General features: G+C 35.4%; 18 protein-coding genes and 1 pseudogene. 3 read left to right on the top strand and 16 right to left on the bottom strand.

The window, feature by feature from the left end; genetic code table 11:
* Positions 1 to 114: 114 nt before the first annotated feature.
* Both D889_RS0113895 and D889_RS0113890 read right to left on the bottom strand, forming a co-directional pair.
* On the bottom strand, positions 115 to 915 hold the full coding sequence (locus tag D889_RS0113895) for an AAA family ATPase (RefSeq protein ID WP_026039150.1): 801 nt from the start codon (positions 913 to 915) through the stop codon (positions 115 to 117).
* Positions 908 to 1,261 carry a Mu transposase C-terminal domain-containing protein gene (locus D889_RS0113890; RefSeq protein ID WP_018962426.1) on the bottom strand — a complete coding sequence of 118 codons (354 nt, stop codon included), beginning with the start codon at positions 1,259 to 1,261 and terminating at the stop codon, positions 908 to 910. The genes D889_RS0113895 and D889_RS0113890 overlap by 8 nt, the downstream gene beginning before the upstream one ends.
* Before the next feature lie 459 nt (positions 1,262 to 1,720).
* Here D889_RS0113890 and D889_RS0113885 point away from each other — a divergent pair, with 459 nt between their 5' ends.
* Positions 1,721 to 2,338, top strand: coding sequence for a transposase (locus tag D889_RS0113885; protein WP_018962425.1), 618 nt, complete (start codon positions 1,721 to 1,723; stop codon positions 2,336 to 2,338).
* Between the two features lie 5 nt (positions 2,339 to 2,343).
* Positions 2,344 to 2,850 carry a transposase gene (locus D889_RS0113880; protein ID WP_010632955.1) on the top strand — a complete coding sequence of 169 codons (507 nt, stop codon included), beginning with the start codon at positions 2,344 to 2,346 and terminating at the stop codon, positions 2,848 to 2,850.
* Positions 2,851 to 3,185: 335 nt separating this feature from the next.
* Here D889_RS0113880 and D889_RS0113875 read toward each other — a convergent pair whose 3' ends face one another.
* From D889_RS0113875 to D889_RS0113815, 13 genes are all read right to left on the bottom strand, one after another.
* Positions 3,186 to 4,052, bottom strand: a complete 867-nt coding sequence (locus D889_RS0113875; protein ID WP_010632906.1) for a beta-1,6-N-acetylglucosaminyltransferase — start codon at positions 4,050 to 4,052, stop codon at positions 3,186 to 3,188.
* A 446-nt stretch (positions 4,053 to 4,498) separates the two neighbouring features.
* A complete protein-coding gene (locus D889_RS0113870) occupies positions 4,499 to 5,920 on the bottom strand; it encodes an oligosaccharide flippase family protein (protein WP_010632907.1) in 1,422 nt (473 codons plus the stop codon).
* A 153-nt stretch (positions 5,921 to 6,073) separates the two neighbouring features.
* Positions 6,074 to 7,144 (bottom strand): polysaccharide pyruvyl transferase family protein, encoded by a 1,071-nt coding sequence (locus D889_RS0113865; protein ID WP_010632908.1) that lies wholly within the window; start codon positions 7,142 to 7,144, stop codon positions 6,074 to 6,076.
* A gap of 163 nt (positions 7,145 to 7,307) precedes the next feature.
* On the bottom strand, positions 7,308 to 8,333 hold the full coding sequence (locus tag D889_RS15065) for a glycosyltransferase (RefSeq protein ID WP_010632909.1): 1,026 nt from the start codon (positions 8,331 to 8,333) through the stop codon (positions 7,308 to 7,310).
* Between the two features lie 62 nt (positions 8,334 to 8,395).
* Positions 8,396 to 9,502: a glycosyltransferase family 2 protein gene (locus D889_RS15060; protein WP_018962423.1), complete on the bottom strand. Its 1,107-nt coding sequence runs from the start codon at positions 9,500 to 9,502 to the stop codon at positions 8,396 to 8,398.
* 3 nt (positions 9,503 to 9,505) lie between these two features.
* A complete protein-coding gene (locus D889_RS0113850; RefSeq protein ID WP_010632944.1) occupies positions 9,506 to 10,627 on the bottom strand; it encodes a hypothetical protein in 1,122 nt (373 codons plus the stop codon).
* Positions 10,628 to 10,725: 98 nt separating this feature from the next.
* A complete protein-coding gene (locus D889_RS15055; protein WP_018962422.1) occupies positions 10,726 to 11,838 on the bottom strand; it encodes a glycosyltransferase in 1,113 nt (370 codons plus the stop codon).
* Positions 11,839 to 11,888: 50 nt separating this feature from the next.
* Positions 11,889 to 12,389, bottom strand: a complete 501-nt coding sequence (locus tag D889_RS0113840; RefSeq protein WP_018962421.1) for a glycosyltransferase — start codon at positions 12,387 to 12,389, stop codon at positions 11,889 to 11,891.
* Positions 12,389 to 12,838: a PssD/Cps14F family polysaccharide biosynthesis glycosyltransferase gene (pssD, locus tag D889_RS0113835; protein ID WP_010632892.1), complete on the bottom strand. Its 450-nt coding sequence runs from the start codon at positions 12,836 to 12,838 to the stop codon at positions 12,389 to 12,391. The genes D889_RS0113840 and pssD overlap by 1 nt, the downstream gene beginning before the upstream one ends.
* Before the next feature lie 389 nt (positions 12,839 to 13,227).
* Positions 13,228 to 13,929 carry a sugar transferase gene (locus tag D889_RS0113830; protein WP_010632893.1) on the bottom strand — a complete coding sequence of 234 codons (702 nt, stop codon included), beginning with the start codon at positions 13,927 to 13,929 and terminating at the stop codon, positions 13,228 to 13,230.
* A 140-nt stretch (positions 13,930 to 14,069) separates the two neighbouring features.
* A complete protein-coding gene (locus D889_RS0113825) occupies positions 14,070 to 14,837 on the bottom strand; it encodes a tyrosine-protein phosphatase (RefSeq protein ID WP_010632894.1) in 768 nt (255 codons plus the stop codon).
* A gap of 60 nt (positions 14,838 to 14,897) precedes the next feature.
* Positions 14,898 to 15,593, bottom strand: a complete 696-nt coding sequence (locus tag D889_RS0113820; protein WP_010632895.1) for a CpsD/CapB family tyrosine-protein kinase — start codon at positions 15,591 to 15,593, stop codon at positions 14,898 to 14,900.
* A complete protein-coding gene (locus D889_RS0113815; protein WP_010632896.1) occupies positions 15,580 to 16,341 on the bottom strand; it encodes a YveK family protein in 762 nt (253 codons plus the stop codon). Before D889_RS0113815 ends, D889_RS0113820 begins: the two co-directional genes overlap by 14 nt.
* Before the next feature lie 345 nt (positions 16,342 to 16,686).
* Here D889_RS0113815 and D889_RS16020 point away from each other — a divergent pair.
* Positions 16,687 to 16,955, top strand: a pseudogene (locus D889_RS16020) (IS1634 family transposase); the annotation flags it as partial.
* A 57-nt stretch (positions 16,956 to 17,012) separates the two neighbouring features.
* Here the strand turns inward: D889_RS16020 and D889_RS0113805 are convergent.
* Positions 17,013 to 17,462, bottom strand: coding sequence for a hypothetical protein (locus D889_RS0113805; RefSeq protein ID WP_018962420.1), 450 nt, complete (start codon positions 17,460 to 17,462; stop codon positions 17,013 to 17,015).
* Positions 17,463 to 17,754: the final 292 nt, after the last annotated feature.

Below are 17,754 nucleotides of genomic sequence, written 5' to 3'. Positions count from 1 at the left end.
CACTAGATGACGGGGTCATTTGTCCATGAATTGACGGGTAACTTGTCCATGTGCCGGTAAAAAATCAGCGATGGTTCAAACGCCATCGCTTTAATTTTATATGTTCTTATCAGATCAGGATAATTCGCCGTCAATGACACGTTTGACCATCCTGTCATCAAGAATGGGATGAGCGTTTTGTGCGCCATACAAGAGACTATGGGTACACACCTTATTAATTAAGCGAGCTGCGCCGCCTGAATAACGGTGAATCTCATCAATCGCTCCATCTGAAAAAACGGGATGGTCACAGCCGGCATACTTCAGATGACTGGTTATGTAGGCTCCGGTTTCTGAGCGATCATAATGGCCCAACTTACATTGAAGATCAATCCGTTGCCGGATCGCCGCATAAGACTGCAGGTGCAGCCGGTTCCACAGCTCACTTTGCCCGACCAAAATCAGAGCCATCGGACTTTGAGAGTCCATTTTGAAATTGAGCAGAAACCGGACCTCCTCCAACATCTCCCGATCCAGAAGATGGGCCTCATCCACAACAACCACCGGTTGAATACCATGGATTCCTCGCATCAGTTCAATCTCATGATGCAACTGGCGCTTGGCATCTCCCCGGTAAAACCGAGCTTCGCATCCCAGCTGTTCCAGCAGCCCCTTATAAAAATGCCGAGGTGTCAGCTTAGAGTCGGCCAGATACAACACACTGTATTTTGATGCATCCAATTGGTCTGTAAACCGACGAATGGTTGTTGTTTTCCCTGTGCCACAATCGCCAGTAACGACAGCGAAGAGTTGACGTTTAGCCGCATAAGTCAAGCGCCCTAAAATCTCATCCATTGGAAGAGAGGCATAGAGGGCATCCGTCGGAACGGACCGTGAAAAAGGGGTTTGACTCATATGATAGAACACTTCATACAAGGCGTTCACCTTCCTCGATCACTTTACGGAAGGAAACCGCCGGTTTCGGAATTTCCGGTCGTTCCTTATATTTCTGCTCGGCTGCCTGAAGAAGACGCGAGGATTCGGCCGGCTGAGGTTGAAGGGTTTTCGGCAGCTCCGGACGCTTTCCCACACGTTCACCCATTTCAAGAGGCTTCGCCTCCCAGGGTTCGCGTCCTTCTTTCTCGATCATGATTTGTGTGGAATCCGAAGGATCGTAGACAACAGTCACGTCACGGCCAATAAGGGACAGACCGGCTTCGTACAACTGATTATTGAAACTGATGCAGCCGGATTTGTCCACCTTTCGCTGGACCGCATGCATGAAAGCTGTCCTCCGCAACAAGGACAGGGCACTTTCTCCGTACTCTTAACTAAAAACGCCTTTTTGAGGCTTATCAATCAACTGGTAGTCTGATATAATAATCACGAGTTGAGTGAGAGGACATCTCTTGTGTGAAGTCGCGTTTACACAAACAAGGATGTCCTCTTTCCTTTCCTAAAATAATTGCCAGATATAAAGTCCTACGGGCATTATATCTGGCAATTATTGGACAGGCAATCCCGCCAACTTTCGGTCAAAATCTAGTATCAATAACACCTATCGTAGAAAAACGCGACAACTGGAAGACCAATTAACGTCTCTCGCTTTCTCAACAAGTTGTCTGCAGGCTGAAAGGCTCTGTAAATTAGTTCATATTTCGGTGAGTCATGACGCCTTACTCGACTTAATTTACCGAAAAAAGCAGAAGCAAGCTGCTCATTTTCCCTTTCGTCGGTCTGGATGATTTTGCTTTTCGTAAAGGGAGTACCTACAGGGAGTACCTACGGTGCCCTGATCTGTGACCTTTGTACACACCGAGCTCTGGATATTTTGGAAGATCGAGAAACAGAAACCATCAAACAATGGTTTGAGAATCATCCCGAAGTTCTACTTGTGAGCCGGGATCGTTACAATGTCTTCCGTCAGGCTATTGGTAAAGCGAATCCAGCCATTGTGCAGGTAAGCGATCGTTTCCATCTCACAAAAAATTTATGGGAGTTACTTGATGAGGCCCTGCTCAAGGCCATGTCAACGAAAATAAGGAGAATGCCACTGAATAATGTGGGATCTATTCAAGATCATCCCACGGAACGTCCACTGCCGATGAATGCCGATGAAAAGAAGAGACTATTGAACGCGCAAAAAAAGTGGACCCTTGCCCTTAAAATCAAGGAATTAAGGCAACAAGGTCTGGCCTATCTCAAGCTGGCCGATCTCTTTCATCTTGATCGCAGGACAATCAAAAAATACTGTGAAATGAACGGACCAATGGATCAAAAACATCGTTACCGAGCGTCTCCAGCGGATCCTTATATGGATCACATCAGGCACTGTGTTCACCTGTGGGAAAGACGGTAAAACGAATGGTCAAAGAATTGAGAGATAGGGGATATAAAGCAACCTACTCTGCTGTGCGTATTCGGGTGCAGGATTTGCGTCGAGATGCTGAATTCGGTGTCAAGAAAAAAGAAGCAGCCTCCCCTAGAAAACACATCCGCTATTTGTTCTGGTTGCCCTTTGAAAAGTTAGAGTCAGAAGAAAAAAAGATTCTGGATGATGCACTCTCCGAATATCCCATGACTCAAGAACTTTATGGCTTTATGCAATTATTTTGGGATAGGATTCATTTTAGCGATCTCGAAACGTTCTACTTTCTGTTGAGATCCAAAGAAAACTATCAGGGTAAAAGTATCCGCTTATTTGTTGATAAGCTACAAGAAGATCCTCAATCCATTCACAATGCCTTAGTTTACACTTACAATAATGGCCTGTTGGAAGGACAAGTCAACCGCTTGAAACTGATCAAGAGATTAACGTATGGGCGGGCCAGCTTCACTCTTTTAAGGCAAAGAGTATTGTTTAGTGTGTGAAAAAAATATAAGAATGCCCAATTGATCGGGAACGAACGCTTTCACCAAGTTAACGTAAGAGCCAGGCAATCCCGCCAACTTTCGGTCAAAATCTAGTATCAATAACAGATGGGCCTTATCCACGACTGAATACGGCCAACGAATTGTACCATATTATTTGGCAAAAGGGGGGATGACGTGGCCGCCGTCAACAGCAATTCAGGATCCTAGCTACCCATAGAATTTAATCCTTATGTCATTAAGAAAAGGAGCAAAATGCTCGAAATCAAATTTACACATATTTCTGAGCTTTTTAGATCACCAATCTATTCTAATCTATTCTTGATATAAAATTGTTACACCTTAATATCATCTTCGATTTTGCCAATCACTTGATTGTCAATATCAGCATCAAATTTTCTTGCATATAAGTCATCACTAAATGATAATTTATTGTAATCATCTAATGTTAATGTCTTAGGAGATGGCAATCCTTTTTTATACCAATCTATATATCGATAATTATTATTGACAACACTAGTTTTAAATATTGAATTTAAAATGATAGTTTGAAAAAATGTTTCATCGCTACAAAATGAATTTTTAAAAAAATTATAATATTTTTTATTCTCATCAACAAAATTCAGAATATATTTAGCACATTCCCCTGTTATTGAGAACCATGATGATCCATAATATAATCTTGGTAAAAAATCAATTTTTCTTGTTAAGGGAGTTTTCATAATCAATCTCCAATATAATCCCCTGACCAATCTCCTTATTTTACCTCTACCAATTAATAATTTCGGATAATAAACTTTGATTCTTTGCAAAATATGTATCGGAAAATCTTCATATTCAATAAAATTTTTTCCTAAATTATTTTTAAAAAATTGACCAATAAAGTATCTCGATTTAATTGGAAAATCCTGCCCACTAAGTAGATGCACATAATCATAATCGTTATTACTTTCTCTTATCATCTTTAACAAACCCAACGTTGCTTCAACTTGGCTGAACCCTGACCATGTAACATTAATCCTGTCTTTCATCAAAAAAACATTATCCCTTTTAACAATACTTTTAGCGATATTCGACTTATTATCAACATGTATAAAAAAGTCTATATTCTCATCATTAAGATTTTTGATAAGTTCATTTATTTGCCCACTATTTTTATGACATTGTATTGCATAGGCCATTTTTATTTTTGATGTAATCATTTCAATAATACCTCTAATAATTGCTTTTTTATATCTTGTTTACTTTATCAGATAAGTAATTTTCTGACTGTTTTCGGCAATTAAAAAATATATATTTTGGTAATTAAATTAATTTTATGATTCTCATAGGGTGAATATCATAAATGGCTTGACATGGAGCCTCTGCGGATACAGTTTTACCGCAAAAGTGGCAGGAACATTGGCTTTGCGCGGCTTATTAGCCCTACGCATCCGTCTCTCCATGTAGAGCCGTGCATTGAATTTATTATAATTTGTTAATTGCCAAATACTACATTCCTTAGCTGCCACTAACATCCTGATTTAAACAACATTCAATAATAATACCATATGCATTAAAAATATATAATAGTTATTGTCATAAATGTTTTTGTCAATATGAAATTGAGCAAAAGTGATTGCATCAGAAGTAAGTGACGGTAGTCACGTCATCCGCCCCATCTATTCAAAGGTATATTTCTTATTAATCTAGAAACTTTAGAGACAAGTAATTTTATTTCTTTCTGATTCACAAGAATCATTGTTAAAAATAAAGCTGCTTGTAACGTATTTTCCATAGATAGTTTCAAATAAATAATAAATATTTGTAATCCAATAATGACAAAATTAATTAGCAATCGTTTAAGATCTATTTTGATTACTACAAAAGATTTTGTGTCAACTACACGAAGTAGCCAAATTGCAAGAAAACTAAGCATCGTCGAAATTGAGGCTCCATTTGTCCCTATTAACGGAATGAGCAAAAAGTTAAGAACAATGTTAACTACAGCTCCATAGACGGATGTTCTAAACACTCCTACAGTGTTTTTAGCTGCAACATAATTTGTACCCAAAAATCCAGAAAAGCTGGAGAACACGACTCCTAGTAATAGAAATGGGACATATATCCAAGCAGAAAAGAAGACAGGCGAAACTACGAAATGCAGTATGATTTTTAAGAGCAAAAGAATAAATGATGTTCCCAATAACAGCATAGTTGCTAAAACATTAAAAATATTTGAATAGAATTGTGACTTAGTCCTTGAATTAACTTCTTCAATTGCTGACATTTGCCATGCTTGGAAAAATATAGTATTAACTATGCTTAATATATTTGGAATTTTATTTGCCACAGCATATAGTCCATTCGCTCCTACTCCTAAAATATAAGTAATGATATATCTGTCAGAGACTCCCATTATCCACCACATAAGAGCATTTGGAATAAGCGGAATTGAAAATGCTAACATATCCTTGAGTATGAAGAAATCAATTTTTGAAACTGACAAATATTTTTGAGCGCCGCCAATACTGAGCAAAATAATTATACTAATAATATCAGAAACAATTAATGATAATAAGTAACCAGAAACACCCATGTGAAATATGATAAGAAATAAGAAATTTGAAATTAATATTACTAATGAGCTTACTACTCCCACCGATGCAAATGTTTTTACACGTCCATTCGCACGAATAAATTGCATTAAAGATCCATTAAGTGAGGAAGTAAATAACATTACGTAAAAATAAATTAAATAATTGCGAAATGGAAATACTACTTTAAAAAGAGGATAAAAAATCCATGCAATTGAGTAGCCAAATATTGTAATCATTATTGCATTATTGAGAATCATCCTTCTATCATAGCTTTTATCCATAACAAATCTCAACACGCCATCACTAATACTGAGTGTAAAAATTGGAATCAACAAACTCAAGGTTGTCGTGATAAGATCTGTTGTTCCAAATTGCCTAACCGTTAGATAATATGTATACAAGGGAACCAAAAATAGTGTAATAAGTTTACTTCCCAAATTTCCTACCGCAAAAATAGCAGAATTAAATGCAAGCTTTTTGTAACGATTCATAATTCACCCTTACTACCTAAAATTTTTTGTTGATTTTATCCTGTAAATAATTAAAATGCATACTAATCCTCTACATTACTAATAATCAGAACTAAAAAATATTTTTGTTTAATAGAAGCTAAAGTTTTAAAATCATTAATAACTTAAATCTTTTTAATTATTTTTCAAATTTTTCAATAAGTCAAAAAGTGGAGCAAAGTAATTGTCGAAATGAATTTGATAGTCATCTGAATCAATGTTTTCATAATCCTTGATTTTATTTAATATTTGGTCTGCATTGATATTATCAATTAAGTATATATACCCTAGATCTTTTAACCATTTGTTAAATGAACTAGTTATTTTGTGATTACTATTTGGTAATACAATACAAGGGGTTTTGGTGATTGCACAAAATATCATTCCATGTAATCTGTCAGTTATTACGATCTTTGATTTTCTGAAAGCCATCCAAATTTTATTTAGTTCCTTTTTTGGTGAAGATGTCATAAATTGTTCGTCACCAATATGTGTGTCATACTTATAAACATTTTTAAACGTTTTATTAAGAATTTCTACGAGCTTGCTCTTCTCTTTATCATTGACTATAGATTCTTCATCATTTCGTAAACAGAGTAACAAGCCCGATCTTTGCATCTTGGGGGCAGTCTCATTTAAAGTTAATACAATGTCGGGAACAAGTTGAATATCATTTTTTTTGAAATATTTTTTCATTATGTCAAAAGATTTTGGCTCACGAGCAAATATATGTAGATCACGATGTCTCGAATATACATTTATACTATTCCTCAAAGACTTTCCTCCCTTTTTAGTAGATGAGAAGTCAATTGTTTGTGGAAACGAGATAATAGTATTTTTCGGAAACATTTTAACAATTTCTCTTCTTGATTCTTCAAAGTATTCATACAAGTCGCTCATATTCCCACCACCAATAAGTGTGATAATATCGCTTTCGGAACATGAATGTTTTAAAACTAATAAGTAATGATAAATATCTGACATTGGAAAGGTAACGATTCTTGTTAAAGGAAACATATGCTTTAACAATTTTAATTGTGAATAAGTAATTGCTACATCACCTAGGTTTCCGTAATCCGCCGCCATTGCAACTATGATTTTTCTTTCTGACTTTTTAAGTTTATATTTATTACTTCTCATGTATTTTAATCCGTTATAATATATTTTTATGTGATTTGGGATTTTCTGCTTTATAGCATCGAACATAATGTGCTCCCCCGCTTAAAGAATATTAAAATCAAACACCCTTAGGGCCAATACCATGTTGAAATTAAAGGATACTTGATAATTAGCGATCGCTAGTCAGTAAATAAATTGCAAAAGACAGTCCACCTTGTACTAATTGATCATCAATGGATGTTGTGTACAATTACAAAAATTTTCGTCTCCAACTTGTATCAATGTCATTCATAGCTTCACTAATACGAATTCGATATTTATCCATATACAGATGATCGATAGATTCTTTTATGATGACATGATCAGGAAGATGCTGGCCATTAATTATCTTTTGAAGAATACATGCTAGCTCTGTTGTATTCCCTGTTTTATATAGTTCTCCATTTATACCAGACCGAATAATATCCTTTGGTCCTGCCTCGCAATCGGAACTAATGCAGTAAACACCTCTGGAAATAGCTTCTGCTAAAACCATGCCGAACCCCTCAAATGAAGAAGTTAATACTAATGAAGTCACTTCATCAAGAGACTCCCAAGGATTATTTACCCAACCATGCCATATTAGCTTATTACTGATTCCTAAATGGTAAGCATAACTCTGACAAACAACTTTATCTGGTCCACCGCCTATTAGTATAAGCACCCATTCTCCCTTAACCTTGCTTAATGCATCCAATAAATCCTTTATCCTTTTTTGACCTTCAAATATTATTCTCCCAACATATAAGAAAACCGTTCTACCTTTTGGTCTATTAATGATTTTTTCACTTCTGGAAACAGGATTATATATTTTATAGATATTAGATTCTAAAATGCCTAATGACTTCAATTGTTTCTCGATCCCAGTACTTATTGCGAAGTGGTAATCAGCATATTTTAATAATTTTTTCATTATTTCTTTATAATCAAGTGAATACTGCATCCATGAAATAATAGGAAATTTAGCTCGATATATTTTTCTGTATAGATGTGTTATAAAGCATGGTGTTGAGCTCAAGCATATCACTAAATCCGGACGGAATCCTTTGATAAGTCGAGAAATGACAAAATACGTGTATATAACGCGTACTATTTTAATTCTAATTTTCTTACTCTCATACACATCCAGATTCTTTAGCCATGATTTATCATTGCTCCCTCCACAAATAAGTAATTTACAATTCATATTTATGCCATTAACATTACCCATTTCCAGTTGATTCACAAATGAACGCACAACTGTTTCTGTCCCCCCCCTTCCAGATATTATTGGCATGATAAATAGGATCTTTTTTCTTTTTATGACACTTTCCTCCTTTGAGAAAACATGTTCAAGAATTTACTTTTAGAAATATTCAAAGTCAAAGATTCGATTTTCGAAAAGATTTTAAGAGTGGTCACATAAATATAAAATAATATTAGTGACTTTTTTAATAGGGTCAACTGAAATAATACAATTTTCCTTTGCTGATACAGCCAATCATAATCATCTAATAAATATTGATGACATAAATTTAGAAACATTTGTGTGGAAGAAATGTATTTTTCTGTTCTAATTATTTTAAATGCAATGGTATGATTATAAACATTCGAATTTCTTCTTTGCTTTCTTTTTCGTAATAAAGTATAAAGGCAATAAAACATATCGTAATCATATTTAATACATACAAGTGGGAGCAAATCCGGATACATTTCTTTCATAAATAAAAGTGTTTCGTTTAACGCTTCACAATGATCAACATTATTCTTAACAGAACTAGATCTGACAATACTGTTATTTCTTTGAAAATAATAGTAAAGCGGTATTTCTAACTTCACAAGACTAGTTACCTTATTTATCACTCGATGGGTAGTATAAACATCTTCAAAAGCCCTGCCCTTTGGAAATCTGATATTAACCCATAAATCTTTTCTATATAATTTATTCCAAACATAGTTGCGACAATAATGATCAACTATTGTATTAATTATTGCACACTTTCTATCAAATACCTTAATTGCATATTCTTCCGGAATATTATTGGGGTCTACCTTTTCATTAACTTCTTGAAAATCAACTTCAACTATATCACAATGATACTTCAACATAACTTCATACATTCGTAAATACATATCTCTATGGATATAATCATCACTGTCCACAAATGCAATTAATTCGCCTTTAGCTAAGTCAATCCCTGCATTTCTCGCATCTGATAATCCTCCATTCTTCTTGTGTATTACCCTGATTCTTTTATCTAATTTTGCAAACTGATCACACAATCTACCTGAGTTATCAGTTGACCCATCATCAATAAGTATGATCTCCAAATTTGGATAAGACTGATTAATGATACTCCGGATACACTTTGAAAGATATTTAGCAACATTATAAACTGGTACAATAATAGTGATGAGATGATCCATCGGTTATTTTTCCACCTTTATATTCTTTTCTTGAAAGATTGCTTCTGCTATAAAAATAAAGGTAAAATTGAAAATCAAAGAACTGATTACATTCTCTGTTATTCCCTGAAAAGCTATAATGATAATCGGTATAAGTTTTGAGTATTGTTTTAATTTAACAATTTTATTAATAGCTAATGCATAGAGAATGGCTATAAGAAACAAAACAACTAAACCATATTTTAAATAAAGAACTAAATACCCAGAATCAAGTACAGAACCATTTAAAAGCTGATCACCTAGACTTTGCCCCATCAATGTTGGATGGAATGTTGACAAATACATATTTGAGATAATTAATCTATGCTGAAGCAGATTATCAATATAATATACAAAACTATTGCTTAGATTTAGCGATAAAACAAAAATCAAACTAAAGCATATAGGGAATGCAATTATGGAAATAAACACCAATGTTTTATGAATTTTTATTTTATAATTTAAGTAATATAAAAAAAGATAAAATAATACCACAATAAAAGTTGTCCGACTTTTGGTTAATTCATATATTCCGATGTTGATGAAGGTCCAAAGTAGCATTTCTAATTCCAACTTAAAAAATCTTTTTTTTAAGTAAAGGAAGATCATTGTTAAACTTAAAAAAACTATTCCCAATTGATTAGGATGTTGGAATCCAAAGGCATAACGAATCACTTGCGTACCTAGTCGATAATCAATAGCCACTTTATTATTTATTACTCCAATAACTGAAAGAAAAACACATATTATTAAGGCTATAAGCTTTGTGTAAAAAAAAATGCCAAGGACTGTTTTCTCTTTAACACCCTTATAGCCTATTAACGCTATAAACAAAATTAAAATAGTAGTATCCTTTGTCAGGAGTGCATTAGCTGCACCAAAGATCAATAAAACAAAAGATGATACGAGCTCATTTAAACTATAGTATGTCATTATGATTTTAAGCAGTACAAACGGAATTGCTAAAAACAAAAACAAAGCAAGGAATTGCCCATCAAGAAGAGTCATTCGAAATGAATAGTAGATCATTATCAGAGTAAAAAAAATATAATAAAACACAAAAGATAGTTTCATTTCCTTTGTTTTTATTATCACATTTTGTTGCATTCATACTTCTCCCATCATTGAATAAAGCATTGTGTTCTTAAATTAGCTAAATATCAAGAGATGATGAATGAAATAGCTCAAGGTCGAAACTATTACTGCTATTTTTCAGGACTCATTAAGTCATTTCTTTTAGCTAGGGCCTCTAAATAAAATGCCTTTAAATATTTTGCATTATCCCGGATATCAAATTTGCTTTTTATGATCTCATTCATCTGTCCTTGCCGATTATAACCATTTTTGAATTTTAAAATGTTTTTAGCCCACCTATCAGGATATCTAATAGGAAGAAAAACTAAATTATTAGTTACTTTTGCTTGAGAAGGAACTTGATCAGATACCACACATTTTAACCCACTGCATTGTGCCTCAATATTTACAATGCCCAGAGCTTCAAATTTAGAGGGGAAAACAAATACATCAGCTGCCGAGAGAAAATCCTCAACATGATGTTTCTCACCTAAAAAAAGTACATTATTATTGAGATTTTCTTCTAATACTTTTCTCTTAACTTGATCAGAACGCGGCCCAACACCTATTAGAATAAGTATAGAATTTGGATTTCTCTTTATAACTTCTGAAAATACATCAATTAAAAATGAATGATTCTTTTGATCGTTAAATCTCCCTATATGTAGCAGCACAAATTTATCTGTTATATTTAATTTTTCTCGCATTGATACTCTTTTATGCATATTAAATGTATATCGTTGAACATCTATTCCATTATTAATAATTTTAAATTTTTTTTCTCGATATAAAAATCTTCCTGCAGCTTCACTTGCAGCAAGTGCATAATCATAAGAATTAATAAAAAAGGGATAAAGAAGTAAATTAAATACAGGATAATCTGTATGAGTATTATGAACGTGTACAAATCTAACACAATTTACTTTTGATAGTCGAACAGCTACTAATTCCATCATCATAATCGAACTATTCCCATTAATATGAACTATATCATATTTATTTGTCTTTATAATCTTTTTTAAATTATTTATATATCTTAACGGATTCCTCTTTCTTTTTTTTAAAACATAAAATTTATCGCCTCTCTTTCTAATTAACTCAGCATATTTGTCATCAATATAATTTGACACGATAAAATCAAAATGAAAGCGTTCATCAACAATGTGTGAATAGTAGTTCATAATTACTGAAGAAATACCATTCATCCCAAAATCGACTGTATTAATAATCAATATATTTGGCATATTAACTCCTGTTTTTAAAAGGAAAATTATGTTGCATAAACTGAAAGCATTTAATTTTTTACAAATAAATTATTTATTACACTTTCAAATTTTTTATTAAAATTATCTGTATGTTGTCTACTAATACCCCCGCATTGATATGATTTATTGTAATTTTTTATTATTGATTCAATCTTTGTAACATCTTCTACAACTATTATATTTTTCTCTTTTTGTTCAATGAATTTGCAAAACTCTAATTGATGATTATTCACGTGTTCTTTATACTTTTTTAATCTTGGAACTACAATCGGAATCTTCCCAAATTTTATTGGTAATATAAAGCTTGACGGTCCACCATGAGTTATTACAATATCAGCCATTCTCACATACTGTTTCATTTCATCATAGGATATTAATCGTTTATATTCGCAATACTTAGGTATATAGGTGCTATAACCCGTCTGAATAATAATTTTCTCATGAACCTTATTATTCTTCTTTAAACTATCTACATATGAAATTAACCTGTTAAAGGGTTGTTCATGGGTTCCAACAGTAACAAATATCATTAAAAAATCCCACCTAGATTTATTGATTTAGGATAAACTTCTTTCATTTCTTCCCATTGAACTATGAAAGCATCAGTTACAGGATAAACTAATTTTCCAGTAACGGTCGGTTTATCAAATCTGTCGTATACTTCAATATAGACCAATTTTTTTCCAAACAGTTTTCCAATATAGAAAAACGGGACAGCTACAGCTGCTCCTGAAGAAATTATCACATCAGGTTTTTCCTTTCTTATTACCTTCCATGCTAAGAATGTATTTCTGATGAGATTTAAGAAATTCCTATTTGTTGGGAAATAGCATGAATAGACTTTTTCGTTTTTTAAAAGGCTTCGTGCATCTTCCTTATCAAAAGTAACCCAAAACCGTTCTTTATCCCACCAGAATTTCTTTAACATATATAACTGTGTTAAATGTCCTCCACTTGAACCTACAAAACATATTTTCATTTTAAAAGTCCACCTTAATTCAAATTCTTAAATACAAATAGTAAATTGTGTTAAAAGTTATACGTTTATAATACTTTACGACGATATACCTCAGATCTAGTTCAACTATCTGATCAAATCCGTTGTTACTCATTCATCATAATCTTTAATATTCTGCGATCTAATGGCTCTGTCCGACAGGGCTCACATTTTCCTTCCGGAACATCAAAAAATATAGAAACACGTCCAAGATCATCAAAAAACTTAAACTACTTTTCTTAAGCACTACGCACTTTTCGTGACTGAAGATCCTTTTTCATCTTAAACATTGGACAGGACATATCGGTTTGATTAGGAAATTTCCCAACAGATTCTCAGTAGCAGAGTAGGTGCCCCCCATACATTAAAAGTCAAAAAGCATTCCTCGATCCAAAAAATAGTGTAATTGTCTTTAATATAATAAATAAATCATATACTATTGATCGTCTCTTGATATATTGAAGATCGAGCGCAACCATCTGATCAAAACCAACCGTACTTCTTCCACTCACTTGCCATAATCCAGTACATCCGGGAATGACTAACAATCTCTGTTTATCGTAATCCGAGTAGTTTATTACTTCCCGTGGCAGCGGCGGACGTGGTCCGACAAGGCTCATATCGCCCTTTAGTACATTAAATAACTGTGGAAGTTCATCCAGACTCCGCTTTCTGAGGAATTGACCTACCTTAGTCACACGTGGATCATTCTTCATTTTGAACATCGGACCGGTCGTATCATTTTGATCGATCAGGTTATCCAATAACTTCTCCGCATTAGAGACCATTGAACGATACTTATAAATATAGAATGGTTTGCCATCCTTACCAACGCGGCGCTGCTTGAATATCACTTTTCCTTTTGGATTCTCAATCTTAATTGCCAAAGCAATGAGCAGTTCTACAGGAGACAAGAAAATAATTCCTACAAGTGATCCGAAAATATCAATTAGTCGCTTCATAAACAAGTAATATCTTTTCCCTTGTAAAAAGCTATGTATATCTTCATATTCTTCACTGATATTTACATTGTAAGAAGTTCTGCTCTCAACGATTGACTTTTGCATTGACATCCAGCTTTCCCCCTGAAGTACCCATGCCAGTGTGACTCACAATAAGATCTGTTCAGATATTGTCTAGTTACATAGAATATTATAAATTTGGTAAATCTTAATTAGTTGTTTAGTGAAAATACTAATCTTACTTTAATATCTCAAAAAATTCCTAAGAATTTCTTATCTTTTATTTCTGTTGGCTCTTCTTTATTTACTGGTTCACCTTTTATGAGTAACTCAGCATTCTCTCTAATTGTATTGGCTAATTCTCTGCCAAACTCCTTTTTCAACTCCAAGAATGCTTCCTGCATATAGAAAGGGCGTTCTGTCACGTTATGCGCATCTGAGGCAACAAACTGTGATAAATTGTTTTCAATAAATTGCTGCGTTCGCTTCTTCGTCTTTTTCCCATTTATACCGATCAAACTGGCCGCAGTTACCTGAGAAAGTGCCCCATCCGTGATGAAGCTATAAAGTATATCGGGATGAGCAACAATTTCTTCATTACGTTCCGGATGGACGATTACCGGAATTATGCCTTTCACCTGCAAATCGAAGAAAAGCTGCTGTGCATATCGGGGAACATGGTGGGTCGGGAACTCAACAAGGATGTATTTCTTATTGTCATTCACCGTAACCAGTTCTTCATCCGCTTCTGGATCCGCCATTTCTCCGAAAATACGTGGTTCCTGACCCGGTAATACGGTTAGCCCAATCTGATTTTTTTGAAACAACTGGTTCAGTGATTTGACCCTTTTAATTACAGACGGTCTTGGATTGTCCCAGGAACGATTGCGATGATGCGGTGTAGCTACGATCTGAGTGATCCCTTCCGAGACAGCTTGTCTGGCCATTGCCAATGAAACCTGTTCATCATGTGCCCCGTCATCAATGCCGGGAAGAATGTGACAATGGATATCAATCAACAGAGCCATCCCCTTTTTAATGTGATATTTTTTACATAATCACTTTAAATAAAAGGATAATCATTCATTACCATAATAGTAGTAATAATGACTATCAGATTTTGATACCGGCTTGCCATTAAGCACAACGCCAAGCATTTTGGCTTTAGCCTTGGAAAGAAGTTCTTTAGCTTTGATTGCTGCATCCTTCTCTGTCACTCCGCTGCGAACGACCAGAACTGTACCATCGCATAGATTTGCAAGAATCTGTGCATCAGTTACGGCAAGAACCGGCGGCGTATCAACAATCACAACATCAAACAGAGTTAGTGCATGCTTTATGAAACTAGACATCGTCACCGAACTGAGCAATTCTGCCGGATTAGGAGGAATCGGACCACTGGTCAGAACAAACAGATTTTCAATTTCTGTTTTCTGAATTGTGTCTTCAAAACTCGTCCTTTTGGTCAGCAAGGTTGTCAGACCCTGAGTGTTTCCCAGTCGGAATGTATAGTGCATCGTCGGCTTGCGCATATCACCGTCAATCAGCAAGACACTTTTTCCCTGTTGAGCCATGACGACACCGAGATTGGCAGCAGTTGTTGACTTTCCTTCCCCTGGACCAGAAGAAGTGACCATGATCGTTTTTAAGTCACTGTCGGCTTGGGAGAAGTCAATATTCGTGCGAATGGTACGATACTGTTCGGCGGTTGTTGATTTCGGTTTACTGAAAGCGATCAGGTGCCGCTGTTTTGAAATGATTTTACTTTGCTTCAACACGGTTTCCCCCTCTCGCGTGATGGTGCTGAGTTGAATGAGCTCCAGATCTCGAGTCTTTTTCATGATGGTCTTTAATCTGAGATATAGCACCAAGAACCGGCAGACCCAGAATTTGCTCAATGTCTTCTTCAGTTTTAATTGTGTTATCAAGATAGTCCAGTAAGAAGGCCAGACCAACGGAAGCCATCAGGCCAACAACGAATGCGATTGCCAAATTGATTGCCGGTTTCGGTTTAACCGGAGTAGAACTTTCCGCATAACTTGCCGGCGAAAGAATGCTGACGTTGTCGACATTCATGACTTTCTGAACCTGCGACCTAAACGCAGTCGCTACATTATTAACAATCGCCACCGACTGTGCCGGGCTGTTCGTTTCCGCAGTCAACGTAAACGCCTGTGAATTCTGCTCCGTATTTACCGTCAGCATACCCTTAAGCTGATCTGCTGTCATATTCAGATGAAGCTTCTTAATCACTTGATTCAACACTGTCGGATTATTAATAATCACACTATACGTATTGACCAACTGAACATTTGTTTGTACCGCGTTCGTCTGATAAAGGCTTGCATTATTTGTATTCGACTGATTGACCAGAATCTGCGTCGACGCGTCATACTTCGGTGTCATCACAAAATAAGTTAGTACTGCGCTGACCGCCACTGCCAGCAATGTAATCGAAAGAATTAACGAGATCCGTTTTCGCAACGTCTGAAAGATCTCTTTAAGGCTAATTGTCTCTTCCATAATATCCCCCAAACACAGTTCTATTTTCTTCTCTGAATTTTTCTACAAGATAGTAGTATTATAGCATATATTTTGTTGAACCAAGATGCCATAATCTACTTAAAATAGTCGTAAGTGCCGGGGAAAGTCGATGAATTATGTCTTTTAAGATTACTCTATAGGAGCCAAAGATTATAGGCCTTTATCCCTATTTGCCAGTATAGCATGGATTTTGAAGAATTTTGTTAACAGATTGTGATATTCTGTATGCAATTTTAACCAGCTGCATGGTATCTTCGTATTTTACTGATATTAATTGATTACGGCCAACGTAAATGTACCACCTGGTACAATTCGTTGGCCGTAATCAGGAAAGCCTTTGGAAATTTAAAAGAACGTCTGAATCTTCGCCGAACCCCGGTTTCCTGCGAAGAAAACCTGGAAGGCAAACTTTTCGTCTAATTCATCGCTCTGTTCTATCTTTCCTACATAAAAAAGGCGATGAACGATCATCAGCTCTTCAAACAGTGCACCATTCAGGCACTTTTGGATGAGCTGGATGTGGTCGAGCAGTACCGGCAACCCGGGACCACAAACAAATTGACGAGTTGACCAAAAAGCAGATGGATCTTTAACGAGCCATTAGGGTCGATCCACCTGCCTTGGTATAAATTCACGGGAATTCAGGCTGATCATATCTTCTTTTCTCTTTGTGCTGTTAGGATCTTTGTCTCAATGACATGGGTTCTCTCTTTATCTACTAATATTTTAGTGTCATTTTGCTGATTGGTTTTTGCCGGAATAAATTTTGGAAGAACCTGCGTTTCACTGGTTTTCTTATCATCTAATGACTCCGTCTCTATCGCATGTGATGAAGGAGCAATCGGCTGAAGCTGGATCGTTTCAGCGATTTTATTATGTGCTTTGTCGTTCTGACTCTCGCCGTGCTGAAACGGCAAAGTTTTTGTTGCCTCTCCCGGTGTCTCTTTACCTAATTCTGTTGTCTGATCTTCAGATGATTCAGTGTCCGGTTGATAGGCTGGAACAATTACCGGCTTTTGCAGAACGATGATCAGGAAAATGAAAGAGACAAGAAATCCAGTTATGCCAATACCGATCATCATCATTCCCGGGGTGAACATATCCGCATCCCTCCTCGTATATTAGTAATAAGAGCTCGATCTAGAGTAATTTCCAGTTGGATCCGGATACCTGGAATGTCTCTGGATTCCTATAGGATTTGCTTTGAAAGCCCCCCGGCTTCCCTGTCAATTTAATATTGTTTTACCCTTTGTTTTGCCCTTGTTATGCCCTTGATGGGGAAGCCAGGGGGAGACAATCCTGTTTCCCAATCACTCATGAGAAAGGTCTGATCAGCTTTTGATCTACAGAAGATCATGTTCTTCTGTCTCTTTAAGATGTCAAGAGCCAATT

Origin of the sequence: Sporolactobacillus vineae DSM 21990 = SL153 (genome assembly GCF_000377985.1) — a bacterium.
Lineage (GTDB): Bacteria > Bacillota > Bacilli > Bacillales > Sporolactobacillaceae > Sporolactobacillus > Sporolactobacillus vineae.
The sequence above is the reverse complement of the archived record's forward strand: the minus strand, read 5'-3'. Positions and strand labels throughout refer to the sequence as shown.